At 70.9% G+C, this 20,971-nt stretch carries 25 protein-coding genes; 18 read left to right on the top strand and 7 right to left on the bottom strand.

Annotation, left to right across the window (positions count from 1 at the left end):
• The first annotated feature begins 16 nt into the window (after nt 1–16).
• The 6 genes from EOT10_RS18460 to EOT10_RS18435 all read left to right on the top strand — a co-directional run bounded on the left by EOT10_RS18460 (nt 17) and on the right by EOT10_RS18435 (nt 3,859).
• The gene (locus tag EOT10_RS18460) at nt 17–229 is read left to right on the top strand and encodes a hypothetical protein (RefSeq protein ID WP_127829335.1); all 213 of its coding nucleotides are present in this window, start codon (nt 17–19) and stop codon (nt 227–229) included.
• A 71-nt stretch (nt 230–300) separates the two neighbouring features.
• Complete coding sequence (locus tag EOT10_RS18455; RefSeq protein ID WP_431313299.1) at nt 301–2,166, top strand: zinc metalloprotease; 1,866 nt, start codon at nt 301–303, stop codon at nt 2,164–2,166.
• A gap of 55 nt (nt 2,167–2,221) precedes the next feature.
• Nucleotides 2,222–2,899, top strand: a complete 678-nt coding sequence (locus tag EOT10_RS18450; protein ID WP_127829334.1) for a hypothetical protein — start codon at nt 2,222–2,224, stop codon at nt 2,897–2,899.
• 99 nt (nt 2,900–2,998) lie between these two features.
• Nucleotides 2,999–3,304, top strand: a complete 306-nt coding sequence (locus EOT10_RS18445) for a helix-turn-helix domain-containing protein (protein ID WP_223281052.1) — start codon at nt 2,999–3,001, stop codon at nt 3,302–3,304.
• 20 nt (nt 3,305–3,324) lie between these two features.
• Nucleotides 3,325–3,594 carry an IS3 family transposase gene (locus tag EOT10_RS18440; protein ID WP_189491749.1) on the top strand — a complete coding sequence of 90 codons (270 nt, stop codon included), beginning with the start codon at nt 3,325–3,327 and terminating at the stop codon, nt 3,592–3,594.
• Nucleotides 3,595–3,607: 13 nt separating this feature from the next.
• Nucleotides 3,608–3,859, top strand: coding sequence for a hypothetical protein (locus EOT10_RS18435; RefSeq protein ID WP_127829332.1), 252 nt, complete (start codon nt 3,608–3,610; stop codon nt 3,857–3,859).
• 18 nt (nt 3,860–3,877) lie between these two features.
• Here the strand turns inward: EOT10_RS18435 and EOT10_RS18430 are convergent, their stop codons facing one another.
• A complete protein-coding gene (locus EOT10_RS18430; protein ID WP_127829331.1) occupies nt 3,878–4,288 on the bottom strand; it encodes a helix-turn-helix domain-containing protein in 411 nt (136 codons plus the stop codon).
• Between the two features lie 200 nt (nt 4,289–4,488).
• Here EOT10_RS18430 and EOT10_RS18425 point away from each other — a divergent pair, with 200 nt between their 5' ends.
• The 3 genes from EOT10_RS18425 (at nt 4,489) to EOT10_RS18415 (ending at nt 6,663) form a co-directional block, all read left to right on the top strand.
• Entirely contained in the window at nt 4,489–4,758 is a 270-nt protein-coding gene (locus tag EOT10_RS18425; RefSeq protein ID WP_223281051.1) for a LapA family protein, read from the top strand.
• A 79-nt stretch (nt 4,759–4,837) separates the two neighbouring features.
• Complete coding sequence (locus EOT10_RS18420) at nt 4,838–5,161, top strand: carboxymuconolactone decarboxylase family protein (RefSeq protein ID WP_127829330.1); 324 nt, start codon at nt 4,838–4,840, stop codon at nt 5,159–5,161.
• A gap of 71 nt (nt 5,162–5,232) precedes the next feature.
• Nucleotides 5,233–6,663, top strand: a complete 1,431-nt coding sequence (locus EOT10_RS18415; RefSeq protein ID WP_127829329.1) for a DUF2252 domain-containing protein — start codon at nt 5,233–5,235, stop codon at nt 6,661–6,663.
• Nucleotides 6,664–6,744: 81 nt separating this feature from the next.
• On the opposite strand, the gene EOT10_RS18410 is transcribed toward EOT10_RS18415, so the two are convergent.
• Nucleotides 6,745–8,310, bottom strand: coding sequence for a UxaA family hydrolase (locus EOT10_RS18410; RefSeq protein WP_127829328.1), 1,566 nt, complete (start codon nt 8,308–8,310; stop codon nt 6,745–6,747).
• Nucleotides 8,311–8,423: 113 nt separating this feature from the next.
• Between EOT10_RS18410 and EOT10_RS18405 the strand changes: the two genes are divergently transcribed.
• The 4 genes from EOT10_RS18405 (at nt 8,424) to EOT10_RS18390 (ending at nt 12,615) form a co-directional block, all read left to right on the top strand.
• A complete protein-coding gene (locus tag EOT10_RS18405; protein ID WP_127829327.1) occupies nt 8,424–9,191 on the top strand; it encodes an IclR family transcriptional regulator in 768 nt (255 codons plus the stop codon).
• A gap of 173 nt (nt 9,192–9,364) precedes the next feature.
• Entirely contained in the window at nt 9,365–10,696 is a 1,332-nt protein-coding gene (locus tag EOT10_RS18400) for an MFS transporter (protein WP_127829326.1), read from the top strand.
• Nucleotides 10,693–11,610 carry a fumarylacetoacetate hydrolase family protein gene (locus EOT10_RS18395; RefSeq protein ID WP_127829325.1) on the top strand — a complete coding sequence of 306 codons (918 nt, stop codon included), beginning with the start codon at nt 10,693–10,695 and terminating at the stop codon, nt 11,608–11,610. The genes EOT10_RS18400 and EOT10_RS18395 overlap by 4 nt, the downstream gene beginning before the upstream one ends.
• Before the next feature lie 90 nt (nt 11,611–11,700).
• Nucleotides 11,701–12,615: a dihydrodipicolinate synthase family protein gene (locus EOT10_RS18390; RefSeq protein ID WP_127829324.1), complete on the top strand. Its 915-nt coding sequence runs from the start codon at nt 11,701–11,703 to the stop codon at nt 12,613–12,615.
• Nucleotides 12,616–12,637: 22 nt separating this feature from the next.
• Here the strand turns inward: EOT10_RS18390 and EOT10_RS18385 are convergent, their stop codons facing one another.
• On the bottom strand, nt 12,638–13,255 hold the full coding sequence (locus EOT10_RS18385) for a LysE family translocator (RefSeq protein ID WP_127829323.1): 618 nt from the start codon (nt 13,253–13,255) through the stop codon (nt 12,638–12,640).
• Nucleotides 13,256–13,366: 111 nt separating this feature from the next.
• On the opposite strand from EOT10_RS18385, the gene EOT10_RS18380 reads away from it, so the two are divergent.
• Nucleotides 13,367–13,819 carry an Lrp/AsnC family transcriptional regulator gene (locus EOT10_RS18380; protein ID WP_127829322.1) on the top strand — a complete coding sequence of 151 codons (453 nt, stop codon included), beginning with the start codon at nt 13,367–13,369 and terminating at the stop codon, nt 13,817–13,819.
• On the opposite strand, the gene EOT10_RS18375 is transcribed toward EOT10_RS18380, so the two are convergent.
• The 4 genes from EOT10_RS18375 to EOT10_RS18360 all read right to left on the bottom strand — a co-directional run bounded on the left by EOT10_RS18375 (nt 13,791) and on the right by EOT10_RS18360 (nt 16,414).
• The gene (locus EOT10_RS18375) at nt 13,791–14,573 is read right to left on the bottom strand and encodes a DUF899 family protein (RefSeq protein ID WP_127829321.1); all 783 of its coding nucleotides are present in this window, start codon (nt 14,571–14,573) and stop codon (nt 13,791–13,793) included. The two genes, EOT10_RS18380 and EOT10_RS18375, sit on opposite strands and share 29 nt — an antisense overlap.
• Before the next feature lie 47 nt (nt 14,574–14,620).
• Nucleotides 14,621–14,986: an ArsR/SmtB family transcription factor gene (locus tag EOT10_RS18370; RefSeq protein WP_127829320.1), complete on the bottom strand. Its 366-nt coding sequence runs from the start codon at nt 14,984–14,986 to the stop codon at nt 14,621–14,623.
• On the bottom strand, nt 14,983–15,480 hold the full coding sequence (locus EOT10_RS18365; RefSeq protein ID WP_127829319.1) for an SRPBCC family protein: 498 nt from the start codon (nt 15,478–15,480) through the stop codon (nt 14,983–14,985). Before EOT10_RS18365 ends, EOT10_RS18370 begins: the two co-directional genes overlap by 4 nt.
• 133 nt (nt 15,481–15,613) lie before the next feature.
• The gene (locus tag EOT10_RS18360) at nt 15,614–16,414 is read right to left on the bottom strand and encodes an IclR family transcriptional regulator (RefSeq protein WP_127829318.1); all 801 of its coding nucleotides are present in this window, start codon (nt 16,412–16,414) and stop codon (nt 15,614–15,616) included.
• A gap of 416 nt (nt 16,415–16,830) precedes the next feature.
• Between EOT10_RS18360 and EOT10_RS18355 the strand changes: the two genes are divergently transcribed.
• The 4 genes from EOT10_RS18355 to EOT10_RS18340 are packed head-to-tail and all read left to right on the top strand — an operon-like array spanning nt 16,831 to nt 20,970.
• Complete coding sequence (locus EOT10_RS18355) at nt 16,831–18,129, top strand: hypothetical protein (protein ID WP_189491746.1); 1,299 nt, start codon at nt 16,831–16,833, stop codon at nt 18,127–18,129.
• Nucleotides 18,117–18,491 carry a hypothetical protein gene (locus tag EOT10_RS18350; protein WP_189491743.1) on the top strand — a complete coding sequence of 125 codons (375 nt, stop codon included), beginning with the start codon at nt 18,117–18,119 and terminating at the stop codon, nt 18,489–18,491. The genes EOT10_RS18355 and EOT10_RS18350 overlap by 13 nt, the downstream gene beginning before the upstream one ends.
• Nucleotides 18,492–18,496: 5 nt before the next feature.
• Nucleotides 18,497–18,991 carry a hypothetical protein gene (locus EOT10_RS18345; RefSeq protein ID WP_127829316.1) on the top strand — a complete coding sequence of 165 codons (495 nt, stop codon included), beginning with the start codon at nt 18,497–18,499 and terminating at the stop codon, nt 18,989–18,991.
• Nucleotides 18,988–20,970 (top strand): branched-chain amino acid ABC transporter permease, encoded by a 1,983-nt coding sequence (locus EOT10_RS18340; RefSeq protein ID WP_127829315.1) that lies wholly within the window; start codon nt 18,988–18,990, stop codon nt 20,968–20,970. The genes EOT10_RS18345 and EOT10_RS18340 overlap by 4 nt, the downstream gene beginning before the upstream one ends.
• Nucleotide 20,971 lies beyond the last annotated feature (1 nt).

The following is a 20,971-nucleotide window of genomic DNA, read 5'->3' as shown; positions in this document are numbered from 1 at the left end:
CGAAAGAGGTTTCACCATGAACAACGAACAGCTCAACGAGGAGTCCGCGGAACTGCTGCCCGGCCGTGAGGCTCTGGGCCGGCTGAAGTTCAGCTTCGTCAAGACCACCAATGTGACGCGGCACGTCGCCTACGTCGACGCCCACAACAGCTCGGTGGCGGCGAACATCGACTCCCCGGAGGCCATCGCCGCCTCCGAGGCCAACCAGACCATCAACATCCACCAGTAACGGCACCCGACGCGTGCGGACCGTGTTCGAGGCGAGCGACGCGGTCCGCACCGGGGAGGGAGGGCAGGACGATGGCCGACGGCCAGGGGGCCCATGACCCCGCTCCTATGGGGACGGCGGTCCGGGACACCGACAGCACGTTGCCCGGGGACGTGGACGAGAAACCGCTCTTCCCCGTCCCGCGAATCGGCGCGGGGCTTCAACGCCTGGGCGAGTACCAGGGATCCGGTTTCACGGAACGCAAGTATCTGGTCCGCCGCGCGGACGGACAGGTGGTCCAGCTCTCCCGGCTGCTCTATCTCGTGATCGAAGCCATCGACGGTGTACGCGACACCGAGGGCATCTCCCACCGGGTCAGCGGCCGCTTCGGGCGCGAGCTCAGCGCGGACAACATCCATTACCTCGTGGAGCAGAAGCTCGAACCGCTCGGCCTCACCGTCCCGTTCGGGCAGGTGGACGAGCAGGTCGTCGCCGTTCCCCGGTCCGATCTCCTCCTGGTCCTCAAGGGTCACCGGGTGATCTTCCGCGAACGGCAGGTCGCCCGTATCGCCACGGCACTGGCCTGGCTGCACCGGCCCCCGGTGGTGGCCCTGGTGCTCGCGGCGGTCACAGTGCTGGACGTCTGGCTGTTCGGCTACCACGGCGCGATGCAACCGGTGCTCCAGGTGCTGGAGCAACCCGTCCTGATGCTGGCCGTCTTCGCGCTGATCGTGGCCTCGCTCGTGTTCCACGAGTTCGGCCACGCCTCGGCCTGCCGGTACGGGGGCGCGCGCCCCGGAAGCATCGGGTGCGGCCTCTTCCTGATCTGGCCCTCGATGTACACCGACGTCACCGACGTCTACCGCATCAACCGGGCCGGCCGGATCCGCACCGACCTGGGCGGCGTCTACTTCAACGTCGTCTTCGTGCTGGGCCTTGCCGGCGCCTACCTCCTCACCGGCCAGCCCTTCTTCCTCGGCGCGGTCTACCTCGTGCACTTCGAGATCCTCGAACAGCTGATGCCGGCGGTCCGCCTTGACGGCTACTACATCCTCGGTGACCTCGCGGGGATCCCCGACCTCTACGGCAAGATCAGACCCATCCTCCTGAGCATGCTGCCGGGCCGGCCGCTCCCCCCGGAGGTGGCCGACCTCAAGCGCTCCGCACGGGTCATCGTGACCGGCTGGGTGCTGACCATGGTGCCGCTGATCCTCGGCGAGCTCGGTTACGTCCTGTGGAACCTTCCGCGCCTGCTCGCCACCGGGCTGCGTTCGCTGACGGAGCAGGCGACCGGAACCTGGTCCGCCTTCGCCGACGGGCAGATCGCGGCCGGACTCGTCGGCGTCGTCGGCGGGTTCATGATCCTTTGCCCCTTGGCCGGCGCGGGGTATCTCACCGTGCGCCTGACCGGGCGCCTCGTCCGGGCGACCCTCCGCGCCACCGAGGGAAACCTCCGGCTGCGGCTGGTCATCTGCGCCGGTGTACTGGCCGCGGCCACCGCGCTCGGCGCGGCATGGGCGGGCGGAATGACGCCCAAGCCGCTGCCGCCGCAGCCGCCCATCGTCCCCATTCTCCAGCCCGGTGTGCCCACGCTCCGCGCGGCGGCATCGCCGTCGGCCTCGGACGAGGCGCCGCGCGACGACGTCCGGCCGGACTCGCCCGACCTCACCGGCCCGTCGCCGGAGGCGAGCCTGCTCTCGCCGACGCCCGACGCCAGCCCGTCCGGCGAGGCCGGCACGGCGAGCGCTTCCCCCTCGGCCGAGGGGGAGACCAAGGCGGCGGCCCCGACACCCAGGCCGGCGACTTCGAGCACGGCCCCGAGCCGCAGTCCTGGTCCGACGCCGTCCGGTCCCAGCCCCCCGGCCGGTACGCCGAGCGCCTCACCGTCGGCCCAGCCCTCGACGAGCCCCACCTCGCCACAGCCCACGGAGAGCTTCCCCGACCCCTACGCCTGGTGAATCCCGCACCCGAACCCGCACCCGTACCCATGCCCGTACAACAAGGAGAACTTCAGTGAGCCACCGAAAGCCACGCACCGGCACAGTCGGCCGGACGGCCGTACGCCTGGGCCTGCTGACCACCGTCTGCCTGACCGGACTCGCCACCATGACCCCAGCGGGTGCGGTGACCGGATCCCGCATCACCGGCGGCGTCGGCATCGCCGTGGACGAGGCGCGGTCCCTGGCCAACCCCAGGCACCGCGTCGACCACGACGAGGAGTTCACGATCCATCAGCTCGGCACGGTCGTGGGCGCCGGCGTACGCAACCGGGCGATCGCCCGCTCCGTCGGCTGTTCGATCGACGCGCCCTGCCGGTCGATCGCGCTGTCCTTCCAGGTCGTCACCACGAACGGGGTCGCCGGCCTCAACGCCTCGAACACGAGCAAGGCCGTCAACGACCACTGCGAGGGGTGCGAGACCTTCGCCGGCGCCTACCAGTTCATCGTCTCGACCCCGTTCCGGTTCACGCTGAGCCCCTCGACCAGGGACCAACTCGCCGGGTACGAAGGGCGGCTGGCCGCGCTGGAACGCAGTGGCGAGCCGATCGACGTCGTCAAGGGCCACGCCGACGCCCTGGCCGCCGAGGTCGTGAGCCTCCTCCGGCAGGGGGTGGCGGCCGCGCCGCATGGCGAGACCGTCGACCCGCTGGGCTCGCGGCCCACGGTCACCCTCCGGCGCCACATCGACTAGCCCCCTCCGGCGCTCCGTACCCACGGAGAGCCCACCGCCTCCCCGGGCCCGGGCCCACTCTCCCGGGCCCGGGGGCCGACCTTCCCAGGGACGACGCCCATGCGACCCATGCGATACCCGCCCGAACTGCGCCGCAAGGCCCTGGACCTGCTCGCCGACGGCGAGCCCGTGAAGAAGGTCGCCGTCGCTCTCGGCCTCAGCGACCAGACGGTCTACCAGTGGCGGCGCCGGCATCTGCCGCACCTCAGCAGAGGCGGGCGGCCCGAGCCTTCCACGGGGTTGGACCCCAGGGCCGCACGCCGGCGTATCGCCGAACTGGAGTCCGAGCTCGCCGTCCTGCGGCGCGCGATCGAGCTCCTGCGCGATGTGGTGTCCCCAAAAGGCGATTCGAGGCCGTGCACGTGATGGCCGGCGAAGGACTGCCCGTGCGGACCGCCACCCAGGCGCTCGGGGTGACCGAGTCCGGCTACTTCACCTGGCGCACCCGGCGTCCGTCCGCCCGGTCGATCCGTCACACCTGGCTCACCGAACTCATCATCACCCTCCACGCCGCCTCCGGCGCCACCCATGGATACCGGCGCATCCACAGCGAACTCACCGGGACGTACGGGATCGCCGTCAGTCACGGGACGGTGGAACTACTCATGCGCAGGGCCGGTATCCAGGGCCGCACCGGTGACGGCACCCCTTCCTGAGAGGAACCGGAACATGGCCCTGGAACACCCCGCACACCCCACGCCCCCACTGCCCATCTCCGCGCTGCTGCGCCCCCACATGCGCACGGAGGGCGACCTGCCGGCCACGCAGGCGCACCAGGTGATGCTGCACTGTGCCCTCGACGCGGCCTGTGTCACGGTACGGACGACCGACCTCCGCGCCGTCACCCGGATCGCCGAGCTCGACTACCAGACGGTGGCCGCGGTGATCAGATGGCTGCGGATCCTCGGTGACGGGCGGTGAACGCCCCGACACCCCACATCAGTCACCGGATCCCGAGCCGGAGTCTGTCCGGGCGTCGCCGTCGGGGGTGCTGCGGAGGAGGGATTCGACGAGTGCGGTGACGTGGCGGCGGTCGGCTTCGGAGAGGCGTTGGACGCTGGCGATGAGGGTGGCGATCTCCGGGTCGGAGGCGGTGTCGGCGGGGTCTTCGAAGTAGAGGTGGATGCCGCAGGCTTCGGCGGCGGCTCTGCGTACGGAGTCCAGGGGGAGTTCCAGTCCTCGGGCGAGGCCTTCGAGGGTGGCTTGCTGTGGCATACGGGCCACCTGTGCGACGGTCGCGAGGTGGTGGACGGTGGATCGCGGGATGCCGCCGCGCCGGGCCACGTCACCGTAGGACCAGCCCTGCTGCTCCAGCCGGCTCTTCACCAATTCCTGCAGTGCGTTGGCCACGAGATCCATTCCCCCTGCTAGCGACAAGCTGACGCGTCCGGGCGAGATCGAGTCTATGTCGGTGCGTGCGGGGACGATCACGCGAAGGGGGTTTCTCGGTGCACCGGGCAGCGAGGTGAGCCGCTCCCAGGCAGCGCACCAGGCAGCGCTCCGGCACCGCACAATTCGACCGATCCTCCCAACCATCGGACAATGGGTTCATGGCCCAGAGCTCCACGCAAGGGCATGGCCCGTCCACCGTGACCGTCAAAGGGCGCGCCATGCGGCTTCGCACCCTTGGTTTCCTGATTCTCGCCGTGGCGGCGATCTGGTTCATCGCGGCCAATACGGGTTCCGTCACCGTCAGGCTGTGGATCCCGACAGTGACGCTTCCGCTCTGGAGCGTTCTCACCGTCACCCTCGTCGTGGGCATGCTGCTCGGCCTGTACATCGCGCGCCGGCGCGCGCGGCCCCGACGCGAACGGTTCTAGAGTCGAAGGGAGGTCGGATCTGGTTGTTCGGTCGACATACACGGACCCCCGCCCGAAAATCGCCAGGAGGCTATTCGGTATGGCCACTGCATCTGAAACCCCCGTCCTGGACACGATTGTCGCCATGACGGCCGATTCGATCGACCGGTGCGGCCTCTCGCAGGACACGCTCCTTCTTACGCGTATCGCGGCGCTCGCCGCCTCGGACGCCCCGCCCATTTCCTACGCGGCCCACATCGAGCCCGCGCTCCGGACCGGTGTCACCGCCGAGCAGGTGCAGGACGTCCTGGTCGCCATCGCGCCCATCGTGGGCACCGCCCATGTCATGACCGCAGCGGGCAACATCGCCAAGGCGCTCGGCATCGCCATCGCCGTCGCGGACGCCGAGCTCGACGCGGGCTGAGATCGGACGCGCCGGTCCGCGCTCCGGCGTCGGGCGTTCCAACGGCCGCAGGGCCAGGGAGGAGGGCTCCGATGTCCCGGAGCGCGACCACGGCGATGCGTACGTCGCCCCACATCACCCCCGAAGAACGCGCGGCCCTCGGCAAGCAGGCGCGTCGCCGCTGTCCCCGGTCGGATCACGCCGTGTACAGGCCGTCCCCGGACCGGCCGGACCCGCTGGCGATCCTGGAGGAACAGTCGGCGGCGAGGGTTCCCGAGCTCGTCCCGATCCGCTACGGCCGCATGATGGAGTCCCCGTTCCGCTTCTACCGGGGCGCCGCCGCGATCATGGCGTCCGACCTCGCCGACAGTCCACGCTCGGGTTTCAACGCCCAACTGTGCGGAGACGCACACATGTTGAACTTCCGGCTGCTCGCCTCGCCGGAACGGAAGCTGATGTTCGACATCAACGACTTCGACGAGACGCTGCCCGGCCCCTGGGAGTGGGACGTCAAGCGGCTCTCGGCGAGTCTGGTCATCGCGGCACGGGCCAACGGGTTCGACGACGCGGAGCGCGCCCGCATCGTGAGTTCCACGGTGCGCTCGTACCGCGAGGCGATGATCGGCTTCGCGCGGGCGGGCAATCTCGACGTCTGGTACGCGAAGATGGACGCCGACGTCCTCGAGTCCCTCGCCGCGGGCGAGCTCCACAGGCACGGTCAGCGGAACCTGGCCCGCGCGATGGCGAAAGCCCGTACTCGCGACAGCCTGCAGGCGTTCGACAAGCTCACCGAGACGGTCGACGGCCGCCCCAGGATCGCGGCGGACCCCCCGCTGCTCGTCCCGGCCGGCGACCTGATGCCGGACATCGAGCGCAGTGCCTTCGAGCGCCTGTTCCGCGGCCTGATCGAGCGCTACGGCAGCACGCTGGCCTCCGACCGGCGTGCCCTCCTGGAGGACTACCAACTGGCCGATGTCGCCCGCAAGGTGGTCGGCGTCGGCAGTGTCGGCACCCGGTGCTGGATCATCCTCCTGACCGGCCGTGACGCCCGGGACCCGCTCTTCCTGCAGGCCAAGGAGGCGGACACCTCCGTACTCGCCGCACACCTCGGCGCGAGCCGCTACCGCAACCAGGGCGAGCGGGTCGTCTCGGGCCAGCGGCTGATGCAGGCCGCCAGCGACATCTTCCTCGGCTGGGAACGGGTGGACGGGTTCGACGGAAAGCAACGCGACTTCTACATACGCCAGTTGCGCGACTGGAAGGGCATCGCCATGCCGGAGAGGATGCTGCCGGAGGACATGAAGGCCTTCGGCGGGGTGTGCGGGGTCACCCTGGCCCGGGCGCACGCGCGTTCCGGCGACCGCATCGCGATCGCCGCGTACCTGGGCAGCGGTGAGGTGTTCGACCGCGCCCTGGTGACGTTCGCGGAGGACTACGCCGACCAGAACGAGCGCGACCACCAGGCCCTGCTGGACGCGGTACACGCGGGCCGGCTCCACGCGGAGGAGCTGCCGGCGGCCTGACCCTGTGACGCCGGAACTCAGTCGTCAGGCTGACCCTGTGACGCCGGAACTCAGTCACCGAGACGGAAGGGGCGGCTCGGTTCACATCACCGTCCCGATGTGCCACGGCACGAACTCCTCCTCGCCGTACTCCATCGCCTCGCTCTTCGTCGGCTCGCCCGAGGCGACGGCGAGCACCCGCTCGAAGATGGCCTCGCCCAGCTCCTCGACCGTCGTCGTGCCGTCGATGATCCCGCCCGCGTTGATATCCATGTCCTCGGTCATGTGCTCGTACAGCGGGGTGTTGGTGGCGAGTTTGAGGCTGGGCACCGGCGCGCAGCCGAACGCCGAGCCGCGCCCGGTGGTGAAGCAGACCAGGTTCGCGCCGCCCGCGACGATGCCGGTCACCGACACCGGGTCGTAGCCGGGCGTGTCCATGAAGACGAAGCCCTTGCCGGTGACCGGCGCCGCGTAGTCCACGACGTCGGCCAGGGTGGTCGTGCCGCCCTTGGCCACCGCGCCGAGCGACTTCTCCAGGATGGTGGTGAGACCGCCCGCCTTGTTGCCGGGCGACGGGTTGTTGTCCATGGAGCCGCCGTTCTTGGCGGTGTACTCGCGCCACCAGTCGATGCGTTCGAGGAGCTTCTCGCCGACCTCGCGGCGCGCGGCGCGCCGTACGAGCATGTGCTCGGTGCCGTAGATCTCCGGGGTCTCGCCGACGATGCCGGTCCCGCCGTGCCGGACGAGCCGGTCGACGGCGTTGCCGAGCGCCGGATTGGCGGTGATACCCGAATACGAGTCGGAGCCGCCGCAGTTCGTGCCGAGGATCAGCTCGCTCGCCGGTACGGTCGTCCGCCGCGCCCTGTCGGCCACCGGCAGCATCTCGGTGAGCCGCTCGATGCCGGCCGCCACGGTCTTCTTCGTCCCGCCGATCTCCTGGATCGTGCTGGCGAAGACCGGCAGGTCCGGGCGGAGGGTGAGATTCCCGCCGTCCGTGAGCGCCTTGATCTGGTTGTCCTCGCAGCCGAGCCCCAGGACCACGAACCCGGCGAAGTTCGGGTGGGTCAGATAGCCGCGCATCACCCGGCGCAGTACGTCGATGCCCTCGCCGTCGGCCGCCATGCCGCAGCCCTGGCCGTGGGTGAGCGCGACCACGCCGTCGACGTGCGGGAAGTCGTCGAGGACGCCGGAGTACCGCAGCCGCGCCGCGATCTGTTTCGCGGCGGTCGCCGAGCAGTTGACGCTGGTGAGGATGCCCAGGAAATTACGGGTGCCGACCTTGCCGTCCGAACGGACGTAGCCCTGGAAGGTGGCCTGCTCGGCGACCGGCAGCACCTCCTCCTTCCGCGCGTCGACCGCGAACTCGTGCGCGCGCTCGAACTCGCGGTATTCGAGGTTGTGCAGATGGACGTGGTCGCCGGCGGCGATGTCCGTACCCGCGAAGCCGATGACCTGGCCGTACCGCAGGACGGGGGTGCCGCGCCCGAGATCGCGCAGTGCGACCTTGTGGCCACGTGCGACATCGGCCCTGAGCCGGACGGTCAGCCCGTCCGCGTCGGCCACGGTGCCGGCCGTCAGATCCACGGCCGCGATGGCGACATCGTCCTCGGGGCGGAGCCGGATGGCGCGGGAAGGGGTGGGCGCGGATACGGAAGTGTGCGGAGCCATGAACACCTCTGTTCGAGATTTCGGATGGCGTTTGATATCTTGCGCAAGGTAGAACCGGGCCCGATCCGGTGTCAATGAGTTGGCCGACAAGTGGGGCGAGAGGGCGGACGATCATGCCGAGACTGACGCCGGCGCTGGTGCGGGGGCTGGACATCCTGGAGCTGTTCCTGGACGCCCGCGCGATCGACGGATATTCCGCTCCCGAGGTCGCCACGGTGACGGGCCTGCCCCGCGCGACCGTGCACGAACTGCTTGCCACCCTCGTCGCCAAGTCCTACCTCCGCAAGGAGAAGGTCTCCGGCCGCTTCCATCTCGGGCTGCGGGTCTTCCAGTTGGGCAACGCGTACGGCGAGCGGATCGACCTGGTCACCAGCGGGCGGCTGATCGCCGAGGAGATCGCCGCCGAGTGCAACGAGACCGTCAATGTCGGCATGCTCGACGGCCCGGACGTGGTGTACATGGCCAAGGTCGAGAGCCGGCAGGCCGTACGGATGGTCTCGGCCGTGGGGCGGCGGCTTCCCGCGAGCTGCACCGCCGTCGGCAAGGCGTTGATCGCCTTCCTCTCCGAGGCGGAGCTGGAGGCTCTGTACCCGAGCGCCGCCGGGCTGCCCTCGCTCACCCCGCGCTCGATCGTCGACCGGGCCGAACTCCTCGCCCAGCTCGCCGAGATCCGGCGGTCCGGCCTGGCCTTCGAGGCGGGGGAGTCCACGCCGGACGTCAGCTGCGCGGCGGCGCCGGTCCGCGACCACCGCGGCGCGGTCGTCGCCTCCGTGAGCGTGTCCGTCCCGGACATCCGCTGGGGTCAGCGCGCGCCCGGGGAATGGGCCGACGTCGCCCGGCGCGGCGCGCAACGGCTCTCGTCCGTGCTCGGCGCGCGCTGAGCCGGATCTCACTCCTCCGCTTCTGACGCCTCGTCATGACGTAATCGCTTCCTGGCCATTGACGGCGCGGAAAACCCGGCCCTAGCCTCCACCCGGTACTTCAGACAACGTCTGAAATTTCGAACGTACCGATCGAGCGTACTCATCGACGAGCACGAGCGGGCGGAGCAGCGATGACAGCGGTAGCACAGACGAAGGCCACGAAGACGGCCAGACCACGGACGAGACTGCGCTGGGTCATGGCCTGGCTGGCCCTGGCCGGCACGGCGATCAGCTACGTCGACAGGGCCAACCTGTCCGTGGCGATCCCCTTCATGGAGCAGGACCTGCACATCGACAAGGGGCTCACCGGCGTCCTGCTGGCCTGCTTCTTCTTCACCTACGCGCCGGGGCAGCTGCTCGGCGGCCGGGTCGTGGACGCGGTCGGCCCGCGGCTCGCGGCCGGCTTCGCCACCATCTGGTGGTCGTTCTTCACGGCCGTCAACGCCGTTGCGGGCGGGGTCGGTTCACTGATCGCCTTCCGCCTCGGCCTCGGCGTCGGCGAGGCCGTCGGCCCCTCGGCCTTCGGCAAGGTCATCGGGCGCTGGTTCCCGCTGCGCGAGCGGGCGCTGGCCGCCGCGGTGTACGACTCGGGCTCGCGCCTGGGCACCGCGCTCGCCTTCCCGATCGTCACCTCGATCATCGCGCTGTGGGGCTGGCGGGCCTCCTTCGCCGTCTGCGGCTGCCTCGGCCTGGTCTGGGTGGTCGGCTGGTTCAGGCTGTACCGGGACCCGCGGCAGCACGAGCGCCTGGCCCCCGAGGAGCTGGCGTACATCGAGAAGGGCGGCGCGCGGATCGTCGAGGAGGGCGGCGCGGCGACGGCCGGTCCCACCGTCCGCTGGGTGGACCTGCTGCGCTACCGCACCATCTGGGGCATGATGCTCGGCTTCTTCGCCCTGAACTTCGCGTTCTACTTCTTCGTCACCTGGTTCCCGAGCTATCTCGTCGAGGCCCGCGGCATGGACCTCATCAAGATCGGGTTCGTCGGGATGATCCCGCCGCTGGTGGCGTTCGGCTGCGAGTTCCTCGGCGGTATGTGGTCGGACCGGCTGACCATGAGGTTCGGCCCGACCAAGGGCCGCAAGATACCCATCGTGCTGTCCATGGCGCTGGCCTCCACCATCGCGCTGGCCGCCCTCGTGCCCAGCCCGGCACTGGCCGTCGCCCTGCTGTCCTTCGCCATGGGCTGCCTCGCGGTCGCCGCCTCGGCGATCTGGTCGCTGCCCTCGGACGTCGCGCCCACCGAGGGCCAGGTCGGCTCGGTCGGCGGACTCCAGAACTTCGCCTCGAACCTCGCCGGCATCATCAGCCCGCTCTTCTTCGGCTTCTTCGGCGGCAGCGGCGCGTCGGCGTTCGTGCTGCCGCTCGTCGTCACCGGCGGCATCGTGGTGGTCGGCGCGCTCTCGTACCTGTTCCTCTGCGGCAACTTCGAGCCGCTTCCCGTACCGGAGAGGAAAACCGCATGACGACCGATCCGACCGATCCGACCGATCCGACCGATTCGACGCCTCCCTTCGATCCCGCCGACTGCCCGCCCGATTCGCTCCTTCGCGCCGCCGACGGACAGGGCGCGATCCACTGGTACGTCCGTACGGAACGGGGCCTGGCGGCGCTCGACGCGACCTGGTCGCTGGGCTCGCTGCTGGCGCTGAAGGCCGCGGAGCTGCACGAGGTGATCGACGCCGCGCCGGACGCCGACCCCGGCCGGCTGACGCTGCTCGCGCCTCTCGACGACGACACCGAGGTCTGGGCCTGCGGTGTCACCTACGAGGTCTCACGTGCCGCGCGCATGGAGGAGAGCACCGAGGCGGCCGACGTGTACGCGCGGGTGTACGACGCCGAGCGGCCCGAGCTCTTCTACAAGGCGACCGGCTGGCGGGTGTCGGGCCCCGGCGGGCCCGTCGGCGTACGCGGCGACTCCGCCTGGAACGTACCCGAGCCCGAACTGGCCCTGGTCTGCGCCGCCGACGCCACCGTCGTCGGCTACACCATCTGCAACGACATGAGTTCACGCTCGATCGAGGGCGAGAACCCGCTCTACCTCCCGCAGGCCAAGATGTACCGGCACTCCTGCGCGGTCGGCCCCTGGATCCGGCTCGCCCGGTCCGTACCCGAGCCGCGCGCGCTCGGCATCACGGCGACGATCGCACGGGGCGGTGAGCCGCTGTGGTCCGGAGCCACCTCGACCGCCCGCCTCAGGCGCGACTACGAGGAGTTGGTGTCCTACCTCTACCGCGCGCAGACGTATCCGCGCGGCGCGGTCCTGGCGACCGGGACCTGCGCCGTACCGGACGAGTCGGTCTCGGTCGCGGAGGGGGACGTCGTCGAGATCGCGATCGAGGGCGTCGGGCGACTGTCCAACCCGGCCGTCAGCGTTTGATCGTCGCCCTGTCCATCTGGACCGACTGTCTGTCTGCCTGCCTGGCTGCCTGACGTAACGTCAATACATCACATTTTCAAGGGAGTTCGTGTGACAGTGCTCAGCGGAGTGATCCCCGTGGTCCCCACCGTCTTCCACGACGACGAGGAGCTGGACCTCGGGGGTCTGGCGCGGGTGGTCGACTACCTCATCGACGCCGAGTCCGACGCGCTCTGCGTCCTCGCGAACTACTCCGAGCAGTTCTCGCTCACCGACGACGAGCGCGACCGGGTCGGCCGTACGGTCCTGGAACGTGCGGCGGGCCGCGTGCCGGTCGTGGTGACGACCAGTCACTACAGCGCGCGCGTTGCCGCGTTGCGCAGTCGGCAGGCGCAGGACATGGGCGCCGCGATGGTGATGCTGATGGCGCCGTTCTTCGGCGCCACCATGGGTGTCCCCGAGGCGGCCGTGCTCGACTACTTCACGACCGTCGCCGCGGCGATCGACATCCCGATCGTGATCCAGGACGCGCCGTTGTCGGCCACCCCGCTGTCCGCCGAACTCCTCGTCCAGCTGGTCAAACACGTACCGCAGGTGAGCCACGTGAAGATCGAGGTGCCCGGCACCGCCGACAAGCTGCGCACACTTCTCGCGGCACTCGGTGACCGGCTCGCCGGCCCGTTCGACGGCGAGGAAGCGATCACCCTCATCCCCGATCTGGACGCCGGCGCGGTCGGCACGATGTGCAGCTCGATGGTCCCCGACCGGCTCGGCCGCATCGTACGGCGGTACCGGGCGGGCGACCGTACGGGCGCGGTCGCGGACTGGGAGGCGCTGCTGCCGCTCATTCACTTCGAGAACCGGCAGTGCGGGCTGCGCGCGCAAAAGGTCCTGCTCGCGGAGGGCGGGATCATCGGGTCCGACCGTACGAGGGCGCCGTTCGGCCCGGTGACCCCGGCCACGAGGAACTCACTGCTCGAACTCGCCCGCAGACACGATCCGTTGGTGCTGCGCTGGGCCGACTAGCCGCGGGGCTCGCCCTGCGTCCTCAGCCGGCCAGGCGTTCCACGAGAAGCAGGGCGCCGATGGCGATCATCATGGCGCCGCTGATCCGCGTGACGGCCCGGGCGGCCGCTGGCCGGGTCTTCAGGACGGTGCGGGCCAGCACGCCGACGCCCAGGTAGACCACGGCGCACGCGGTCAGGTGCACGGTGCTGAGCAGCCCGGTCTGCGCGGCGACCGGCCAGCCGTGGCCGGTGTCGATGAACTGCGGGAACAACGAGAAGTACAGCAGCAGCGCCTTCGGGTTCAGGCCGCTGATCCCCGCCCCCCTGAGCATGACCCGCACGCGGGAGGCGGCCACGGTCCCACCCTCCGCCCCGGGTACGGCCGGCTGCCTGAGCACGCCCCAGCCCAGCCACAGCAGGTAGCCGGCACCCGTCACGGTCAGGGCGGTCAGCACGGCGGGGGAGCTCGCCACGATCACCGCCAGGCCCGCGACCGCCACCAGCGCATAGGCGGCGTGGCCGGCTATCAGACCCGTGACCGCCGGGACGACCGAGCGCTGGCGCATGCCGGCGGAGATCGCGTAGGCCCAGTCCGCGCCAGGGGTGAACACCAGCAGCAGGTCCACCGCCACGAAAGCCGCCAGCGTTGTCGTATCCATCGATCGTTCCCTCTCACATTTCTTGCTATGGAGGGAAGGCTAGGCCGGATACGCCCGAAAGTGTTTGCGTATGTACCCCTGCGTCGGCTGATGTGGGGGAGAATCTTCTTCATGGATGCCCTGGACCGGAAGATTCTTGCCGAGGTACAGCTGGACGGTCGCCTGACCGTCACGGAGCTGGCCGCCCGGGTGCAGCTCAGCGTCTCGCCCTGCCACCGCCGCCTGCGTGACCTCGAACGCGGGGGCGCGATCCGCGGCTACCGTGCCGTGGTCGACCCGGCGGCTGTCGGACTGAGCTTCGAGGCGCTCGTCTTCGCCACCCTGCGCTGGGAGGACGCCGACACCGTCACCTCCTTCGAAGAGGCCGTGAGCGCGGTTCCGCACGTCATCCAGGCCCAGCGCCTGTTCGGTGAGCCCGACTACCTGCTGCGGGTCGCGACCGCCGACCTGGCCGCGTTCCAGGCGCTGTACGACCAGCAGCTCGCGCGTCTGCCCGGCGTCCAGCGCCTGACCTCCACCCTCGTGATGAAGAACGTCATCGACGAGCGTCCTCTGCCGGACTGAGGTCGTCGGAGCGCCCGGCCTCGATGCGGGACCACTGGGGGATGGGGCGCCCGTTGCTCCGCAGGCCGATGTGGTCGACGGGGGTGCCCTGGACACGCGGCCGGCCGCGGGGCGAGTCCTCCCACAGCTCCTGGCGTCCGTACGCGGTCAGGTCCATGAGCGCGTAGCTGTAGTCCATCGCCTCCACGCCGCGCAGCGTCGTCCAGTACGTCTCGTAGACGCGGTCGCCGTCGCGCAGGTAGCAGACCAGGTGCATCATGCCGACGTGGCGTCCGACCAGGAGCTCGTCCTGCGACGGGAGGGCCGAGTACCACGGCACCTCCCAGCCCATGAAGTCCCGGTAGCGGCGGCTTTCCTCGTACGGGCCCTGGCAGAAGACCGCGTACGTGATGTCGCGGGAGTGCAGGTACGACAGCTCCTGCACCTGGGTGGTGACCCAGGTGCAGCCCTCGCACTGACCGGCCGCGTCGTGGCCGTCGTGCCACATGAAGTAGTAGGCGATGAGCTGCCGGCGTCCCTCGAACGCGTCGAGCAGGGTGACCGGCCCGTCCGGCCCGGTCAGTTCGAGGTCGGCGGCCACCTCGACCATGGGCAGCCGGCGCCGGGCCGCGGCGATCGCGTCGCCTTCCCGGGTGTGCGCCTTCTCGCGGACCCGCAGTTTGTCCAGTTCGGCCTGGAAGGCGGCCCGGTCGGCCACCGGCGGCGGCGCCGGCGCGCGGTCGAGGCCCGTAGTCCTGCTGTCGTTCTCGGTCACGATCGTCTCCAATCGTCGTGAGTCGTCTCGTCGTGAGTCGTCCGACTTCAGTCGGAGGCTTCGGGAGCTTCGGGAGCTTTGGGGGTGTCCGGGCCGGGGCGCTCGGCCAGTTCCTTGATCCGCAGCAGACGGGTCTCCCAGGAGCGGCCGATCCGGTCCAGTTCCCGGGCCAGGGTGCCGAGCCGGGCGCCGATGGCGAGGTGGACGACCTCGCGCCCGCGCTGCTCGGACTCGACGAGGCCGACCTCGCGCAGCACCTCCAGGTGCTTGCCGATCGCCTGACGGCTCACCGGCAACACCCTGGCCAGCGCGGACGCCGACATCGGGCCCTCGCCGAGCCGGGTGAGTATCTCCCAGCGCATCGGATCGCCGAGCGCGGCACACACGACGGGGAGGGTGGCGGTGGCGGTCACGGCTGTGTCGCCGGGGCCGGCGCGGACTTCTCGACGAACACCTTCGCGGCCTCCAGCTCGGCGAGCCACCCCTTGTCGTTTCCCTCGCGCTCCTTCAGCCACACGGCCGGGTCGTCGGCGAGGCCGGAGAACCCGCTCTCGAGGACGCGCAGCGTCACCCCGCCGCCCTCCCGCTCGTCGATCCAGAACTCGACGAGGGTCGAGGCCGTCGACTGATCCCTGTACGGGGTGCCGATCCAGCGGAACGCGGCATAGCGCGGCTTGTCCAGCGTCACCGTACGGAACCGGAACTCGCCCAGCGTCGGATGGCGCACCACGGCCACGTCGCCCTCGTGGCGCAGGTCCGGGTCGGCCTCGACCGTGCCGTCGTTGATGTACCAGCCGGGGCGAGCGACCAGCTCCCAGACCTGCTCCGCGGGGGCGTCGATGTCGATCTGCCGGGCGATCCGGTCGAGCTCGTCGAGCTCGGTGTCGGTGTAGGTGGTCTCGTTCATGGCTTTCTCCCTCGGGCGGTTGTCTCACGCGCATCGACCTGCAACTCAACGATTGCACATCGAGACCCATGACTGCAACCCGTTGGTTGCAGGAGCGTCGCGCCGTCGGGTACTGTCCTGCCGAGCCCCTGCCCTAGCCCACCCGCCGCTGCTGCAGGCGTGAGAACAGTGCCCTCTGCGCTTCGCCCGCGAGATCGCGCACGAGCGGGGCCAACTCCTTGAAATCCACCGCCTGATGGTTCCCGCAGACCGAGAGTGCGGCCGTGGCTGGGCCGCCGCCGCGCAAGGGGGCGGCGACGCAGCGGATGCCCGACAGAGTCTCCTCGTTGTCGAGGGCCAGGCCGTCCCGCTGACGGATCCTGGCCAGCTCGTGGCGCAGGTCCGCGGCCGTGCGAAGGGTGCGCGGGGTGCTGAGGGGGAGCGGCCCGCGATACGCCGAGTCGACCAGGCCGGGGTCGAGGGTGGCGAGGATCGCCTTGCCGACCGCCGTCGTGTGCGCGGGCAGGCGAACCCCGAGCCCGGTGGGCAGCTGGGCGGCGCACCGGCCGCCCGCCTTGTCCAGGAAGACCACCTCACGCCCGTCGAGCACGGCGAGGTGGCCGGCCAGACCGGTGCGCCGGCACAGCTCGTGCAGCAGTGGCGTGACGACATCCCTGATCTCGCTGTGCCCCGCCGCGCGCCCGCCGAGCTCCAGCGTGCGCAGGCCGAGCCGGTAGCTGCCGGTCGAGTGGGTGAGCCAGCGCAGCCGGATCATCTGGTCGAGGATGCGGTGCAGCGTCGAGCGGGGCAGTCCCGTGCGTTCGGCGAGGTCGAGCAGGGAGAGGCTGGGCGTCTGGGGGTCGAACGCGTCGAGGATGACCGTCATGCGTTCGATCATGGAGATCGGGGCGGGGGCGTTCCCCGGGGTTCCGCCGGCCGTCGCCGTTACCGTCATGGCAGCCTCCACCGAGAGAGCGAGAGAGTGAGAGAGCGGGCCGATCGTTCTGAGCGGGCCGGTTGTTCTGTGCGGGCCCATCGTTCTGTGCGGGCCGAATCGTGTTGTGCAGGCCGGTTGTTCTGTGTGGGGACGGCCCAGTGTCGACGGTCCGCCCGCCAGGGGCGAGACCCTTGCGGCGACCCTGCCTCGCATATACAGAATCCTCACCTTTTGTTCTCGCGTTCTGTTCCCGACCGCGGCTCCCCCGTCCGTCGGTGAGTCTCACTGAGCGGGAGTGGCGGCTCCGTTGAGTGGGATGTGGCCGCCGCGCCCCTTCCGCGTCGGCGTGCGCAGCCACAGAGTGCGGCGGGTCAGGCATATCTGACGACCTGTCACATCTCACTGACCCGGCTACGTGAAGGGCGTCGATGTCCGTGCGAGGACCACTCTCCACCCTCTGGCGACCCCGCGCCCTCTGCGGGGCGGGCACGGTCGCCCTTCTGGTGTTCCTGCCGGCGTCGGCCGGTGCGGCCGGTGCGGCCGGGCAGGACGACGCGGCGGGCGGCGACTGCCCGGTCACCGCGACGGCGCAAGGCGTGCAGGTGACCGTGAGCGCGAGTAACGACACCCTGCTGTCAGCGCCCGCCGGGGTGGGCGTCCCGGCGGCCGAGTCCTGCGTGGACTACGCGGTCGGCGAGTCGTCGGGGTGGGCCGGCAGCCCGTATCCCGGCGAGACCGTCATCTCCGCCCCCGCGCTGCTCGGCGGCCAGACCGGGCAGAAGTTCCCCGGCTATCCGCTGTACGCGGCCTCCAAGTACCCGTCCGACGGCAGCGCGCAGGCCGGTCAGGATCCGCACGTCATGCGCGCACACAGCACCAAGACGTCCACCCGGGCGGAGGCCAGTACCGTCCTCGGGCAGGACGGCACGGGGGCGTCCACCAGGGTGGTCGCCGATACGTCGGTCGACCCGGGCACTCTCACCGGGACGGCGAAGGCGACGGCGGACACCCGGCCGTGGTCGGTCAACGGGGTCCTCGAACTCGGCCGCGTGCTCAGCTCCGCGAGCGCCACCGCCGACCGCCACGGCAAGCTCGTACGCCACTCGGAACTCACCGTCGGCCGCACCCGGATCGCGGGCCAGACCGTCGAGATCACCCCCGACGGCCTCAAGGCCCTGGGGCGGACCACGAAACTGCCCGGCGTGCCCGGTGTGCCCGGGGGCGATCCGGCCGCCGCTCTGAACAAGGCCCTGTCGGCCGCGGGCGTCAGGATCCGCTACCTGGACGAGAAGCGCACCGCGCACGGTGTCGAGTCGGCGGGGATCGAGGTGCAGGCCCGTCAGCAGGACACCCAGTCCGGGGCGGTCTACACCCTCACGTATGTGTTCGGCCGTGCCTCCGCCGCCGCCGGCCGCGTCGAGCCGCCTCCCCACAGCGGGGGCCTGCCGCCCGTGGGGGCACCGCAGGCACCCTCCGGCGCGGGCGGCGGCGGTCACGAGGCGCCCGGTGCGCAGGCACCCGCGGGTGGCGGTGCGCCCGCCCCGAAGACACCGTCCGGCGACGCAGGCCCTGCCGCGCCGCCCAAGGACACCCCACCCGTCCAACTCGCCGCGAACCCCACCGACATGGGTGTCACCGGCCTCTACATCGTGCTCGCGTTCGGCGCCGTGGCCACGTTCGCCGGCGGCACCCTGCTGCGCCTGTTGGGAGTGAAGACTCGATGGACCTCTTGACCCGGATACGCAGTCAGTGGGACCGGGTGACCGCCGCGGTCACCGCACTGGCGGGCGCCGTGACCCTCGTCCTCGGCTGGCGCGGGGTGAGCGGCACGCCGTATCCCGCCGAGCAGTTGCCCTACGTCGTCAGTGCCGGGCTCGGCAGCCTGTTCCTGCTCGGTGTGTCGAGCGCGCTGTGGCTCTCGGCGGACCTGCGCGACGAGTGGCGCAAGCTCGACCGGATCGAGCAGGCGCTGCGGGCGGCCGGTGAGACGGCGGTTCCCACGCCCGGGCCCACGTCGTCCGCGCCAGCGCCCGCGCCCATACCGGCATCCCAGGGTCCCGCGCAGACCCCCGCAGCGGAAGGCACGGTTCGATGAGTGGCGTGGACGGGCGCACCGTGCCCTGGCGCGACCGGGACGTGATGACCGTCTGCGGCACCAGCCTGGCCGGGCTCGCCCTGCTCGTCACCTCCTGGTTCGGCGCGAGTGCCGAGGTGTCGACCGCGCGGCAGGCGGCCTGGCTGAACCTGGGCGTCGCCGGGTTCGCCGTCTGCGCGGGCGGGTTCTGCCTCTGGCTGCTGCGGGCCCGCCGCACGCTCGGCGAGCGCCGCGTCGCGCTGATCGCCCTGGCGCCCGCGGACGACGAGGACACGTCCGCGGGGGACACGTACGCCGGGGACACGTCCGCCAGGGACACGCACGCGCACACGACCCGCACCCCTCGCCCCGGGCCGGCGGACGACACACTCGCGCTCCCCTTGGTGCGAGCCCAGGGCATGGACCGTGTGCACCACCCCGACTGCCCGCTGGTGGCGGGCAAGGACGTGACGCCCGCCGCTCCCGGCGCGGGAGAGCCGTGCGGGGTGTGTGCACCGTGAACGACCTGCTGCCGTTCCTCGTCGTCGGCGTCACCACCGGATCCGTGTACGGCCTCGCCGCCATGGGCCTCGTCCTCACCTACAAGACGTCCGGCATCTTCAACTTCGCGCACGGCTCCATCGCCGCGGTCTCCGCGTTCGTCTACTACGACCTGCGCACCCTGCGCGGGCTGCCCTGGCCCGTCGCGCTCGGCGTGGCCGTGATCGTCGTCCCGCCGCTCATCGCCCTCCTGATGGAGCGCGTCACCCGCTCGCTCGCCGCGGGCACCGTGGCCACGAAGATCGTCGCCACGATCGGCCTTCAGCTGATCGTCATGAGCGCGCTGCTCGCCGGCTACGGCGGCGCGGCCCTCGACTTCCCCGGCTTCCTGCCCACTCGCACCGTCACCGTGATCGGCGTCAACGTCGGCATAGACCAGTTGACCTCGGCGATCGTGGCGGCGGCCTGCGCGCTCGGGTTCTTCGCCTTCTTCCGGCTCTCCGCGATGGGCGTACGGATGCGGGCCGTCGTCGACAACCCGGACCTCCTGGAGCTCTCCGGCACCAGTGCGTTCGCGGTACGCAGCCGGGCCTGGCTCATCGGCTGCTGGTTCGCCGCCGCGTCCGGCGTCCTGCTCGCACCCCAACTCGGCCTGGACGTCCTCCTGTTGACCCTCCTGGTCGTGCAGGCGTACGGGGCCGCGGCGGTCGGACTCTTCTCCAGCCTCCCGCTGACGTACGCGGGCGGACTGCTCATCGGCGTGCTCGCCGCGCTCGCCACCAAGTGGGTCTCCCACTCCGAGACGTTCGCGGGTCTGCCGCCCGCGATGCCGTTCGTCGTGCTGTTCGCGGTGCTGCTCCTCGTCGGCCGCGGCAGACTCGCCGAGATCGGCGGACACCGTCCGGCGCCCGCGTCGAAGCCACTGATGAGCCGTGCCTCCGCGCGGATCACCGCGGTCGTCGCGGTGCTGCTCGCGGCAGGCGTCCCGCTCGTCGCCGCGTCCAAACTCCCCGTTTATTCCTCGGCGTTGGTGTTCGTGCTGATCTTCGCCTCGCTGCATCTGCTCGTCCGCACCTCGGGCCAGGTCTCGCTGGCGCACGCCGCCCTGGTCGCGGTGGGCTCCTCGACGTTCTCGCATCTCGTGGTCGGCGCCGGGCTGCCGTGGCTGCTCGCCGTGCTCCTCGCGGGTGTGGTCGCCGTGCCGGTCGGCATGCTGGTGGCGATCCCCGCGATCCGGCTCTCGGGGCTCTATCTCGCCCTGGCCACCTTCGGGTTGGGGCTGCTCCTGGAACGGGCGGTCTACGGCACGTCGTGGATGTTCGGCGCCACCAACACGCTGCCCGCACCACGCCCCGCCCTCTTCGAGAGCGACGAAGCCTTCTACTACGTACTGCTCGCCTTCGCCGTCGCCGGATCCCTCCTCATCGCACTCGTCGGCCGCAGCCGACTCGGGCGACTCCTGCGTGCGATGGCCGACTCGCCCACGACGCTCTCCACCCTCGGCCTCGGGGTGAACGTCACCCGTGTCACCGTCTTCGCCATCTCCGCGTTCGTCGCCGGAGTCGCGGGCGCCCTGTACGCGTCCCAGGGCCGCTCCGCCACAGGCGCGCCCTTCCTCTCGTACACCTCGCTGACCTGGCTGACCGTCCTGGTGCTCTGCGCGGGGCTGCGCGCGGCGGGCCCGTCCCTCGCGGCGGTACTCGTCGCCGTGGTCCCGGCCTACCTGACCGACGGCACCCTCGCCCAGGCGCTCCCGGTGCTCTTCGGGTTCGGCGCGCTCCTGGTCGCGCTGTACGAGGCGAGGGCGGCGAAGCGCCGCGGAAGCGGGCAGCCGCTCGACGAGCTCGACGCGCCACAGGGTTCGCGCTCGGGCGAGCGCCTCGGCGTACCCGGCCCGGCGGCGCAGCGGCTCACGGTGGCCAGGCGGGCGCGCGTCGCCCGATCGGCACCCGCGCGGGTCCGCGTGGGCACCGGCCTGGCGAAGGGGGCGACGCGATGAG

The organism is Streptomyces antnestii (genome assembly GCF_004005495.1).
Classification (GTDB): domain Bacteria; phylum Actinomycetota; class Actinomycetes; order Streptomycetales; family Streptomycetaceae; genus Streptomyces; species Streptomyces antnestii.
This window is presented reverse-complemented; position numbering and strand designations above follow the sequence as displayed.

Bases quoted from the DNA above. Each gene is read 5' to 3' on its own strand.
- EOT10_RS18460 (WP_127829335.1), top strand. From the start codon at position 17: ATGAACAACGAACAGCTCAACGAGGAGTCCGCGGAACTGCTGCCCGGC.
- EOT10_RS18455 (WP_431313299.1), top strand. From the start codon at position 301: ATGGCCGACGGCCAGGGGGCCCATGACCCCGCTCCTATGGGGACGGCG.
- EOT10_RS18445 (WP_223281052.1), top strand. From the start codon at position 2,999: ATGCGACCCATGCGATACCCGCCCGAACTGCGCCGCAAGGCCCTGGAC.
- EOT10_RS18435 (WP_127829332.1), top strand. From the start codon at position 3,608: ATGGCCCTGGAACACCCCGCACACCCCACGCCCCCACTGCCCATCTCC.
- EOT10_RS18425 (WP_223281051.1), top strand. From the start codon at position 4,489: ATGGCCCAGAGCTCCACGCAAGGGCATGGCCCGTCCACCGTGACCGTC.
- EOT10_RS18420 (WP_127829330.1), top strand. From the start codon at position 4,838: ATGGCCACTGCATCTGAAACCCCCGTCCTGGACACGATTGTCGCCATG.
- EOT10_RS18415 (WP_127829329.1), top strand. From the start codon at position 5,233: ATGTCCCGGAGCGCGACCACGGCGATGCGTACGTCGCCCCACATCACC.
- EOT10_RS18410 (WP_127829328.1), bottom strand. From the start codon at position 8,310: ATGGCTCCGCACACTTCCGTATCCGCGCCCACCCCTTCCCGCGCCATC.
- EOT10_RS18405 (WP_127829327.1), top strand. From the start codon at position 8,424: ATGCCGAGACTGACGCCGGCGCTGGTGCGGGGGCTGGACATCCTGGAG.
- EOT10_RS18400 (WP_127829326.1), top strand. From the start codon at position 9,365: ATGACAGCGGTAGCACAGACGAAGGCCACGAAGACGGCCAGACCACGG.
- EOT10_RS18395 (WP_127829325.1), top strand. From the start codon at position 10,693: ATGACGACCGATCCGACCGATCCGACCGATCCGACCGATTCGACGCCT.
- EOT10_RS18385 (WP_127829323.1), bottom strand. From the start codon at position 13,255: ATGGATACGACAACGCTGGCGGCTTTCGTGGCGGTGGACCTGCTGCTG.
- EOT10_RS18380 (WP_127829322.1), top strand. From the start codon at position 13,367: ATGGATGCCCTGGACCGGAAGATTCTTGCCGAGGTACAGCTGGACGGT.
- EOT10_RS18365 (WP_127829319.1), bottom strand. From the start codon at position 15,480: ATGAACGAGACCACCTACACCGACACCGAGCTCGACGAGCTCGACCGG.
- EOT10_RS18360 (WP_127829318.1), bottom strand. From the start codon at position 16,414: ATGACGGTAACGGCGACGGCCGGCGGAACCCCGGGGAACGCCCCCGCC.
- EOT10_RS18350 (WP_189491743.1), top strand. From the start codon at position 18,117: ATGGACCTCTTGACCCGGATACGCAGTCAGTGGGACCGGGTGACCGCC.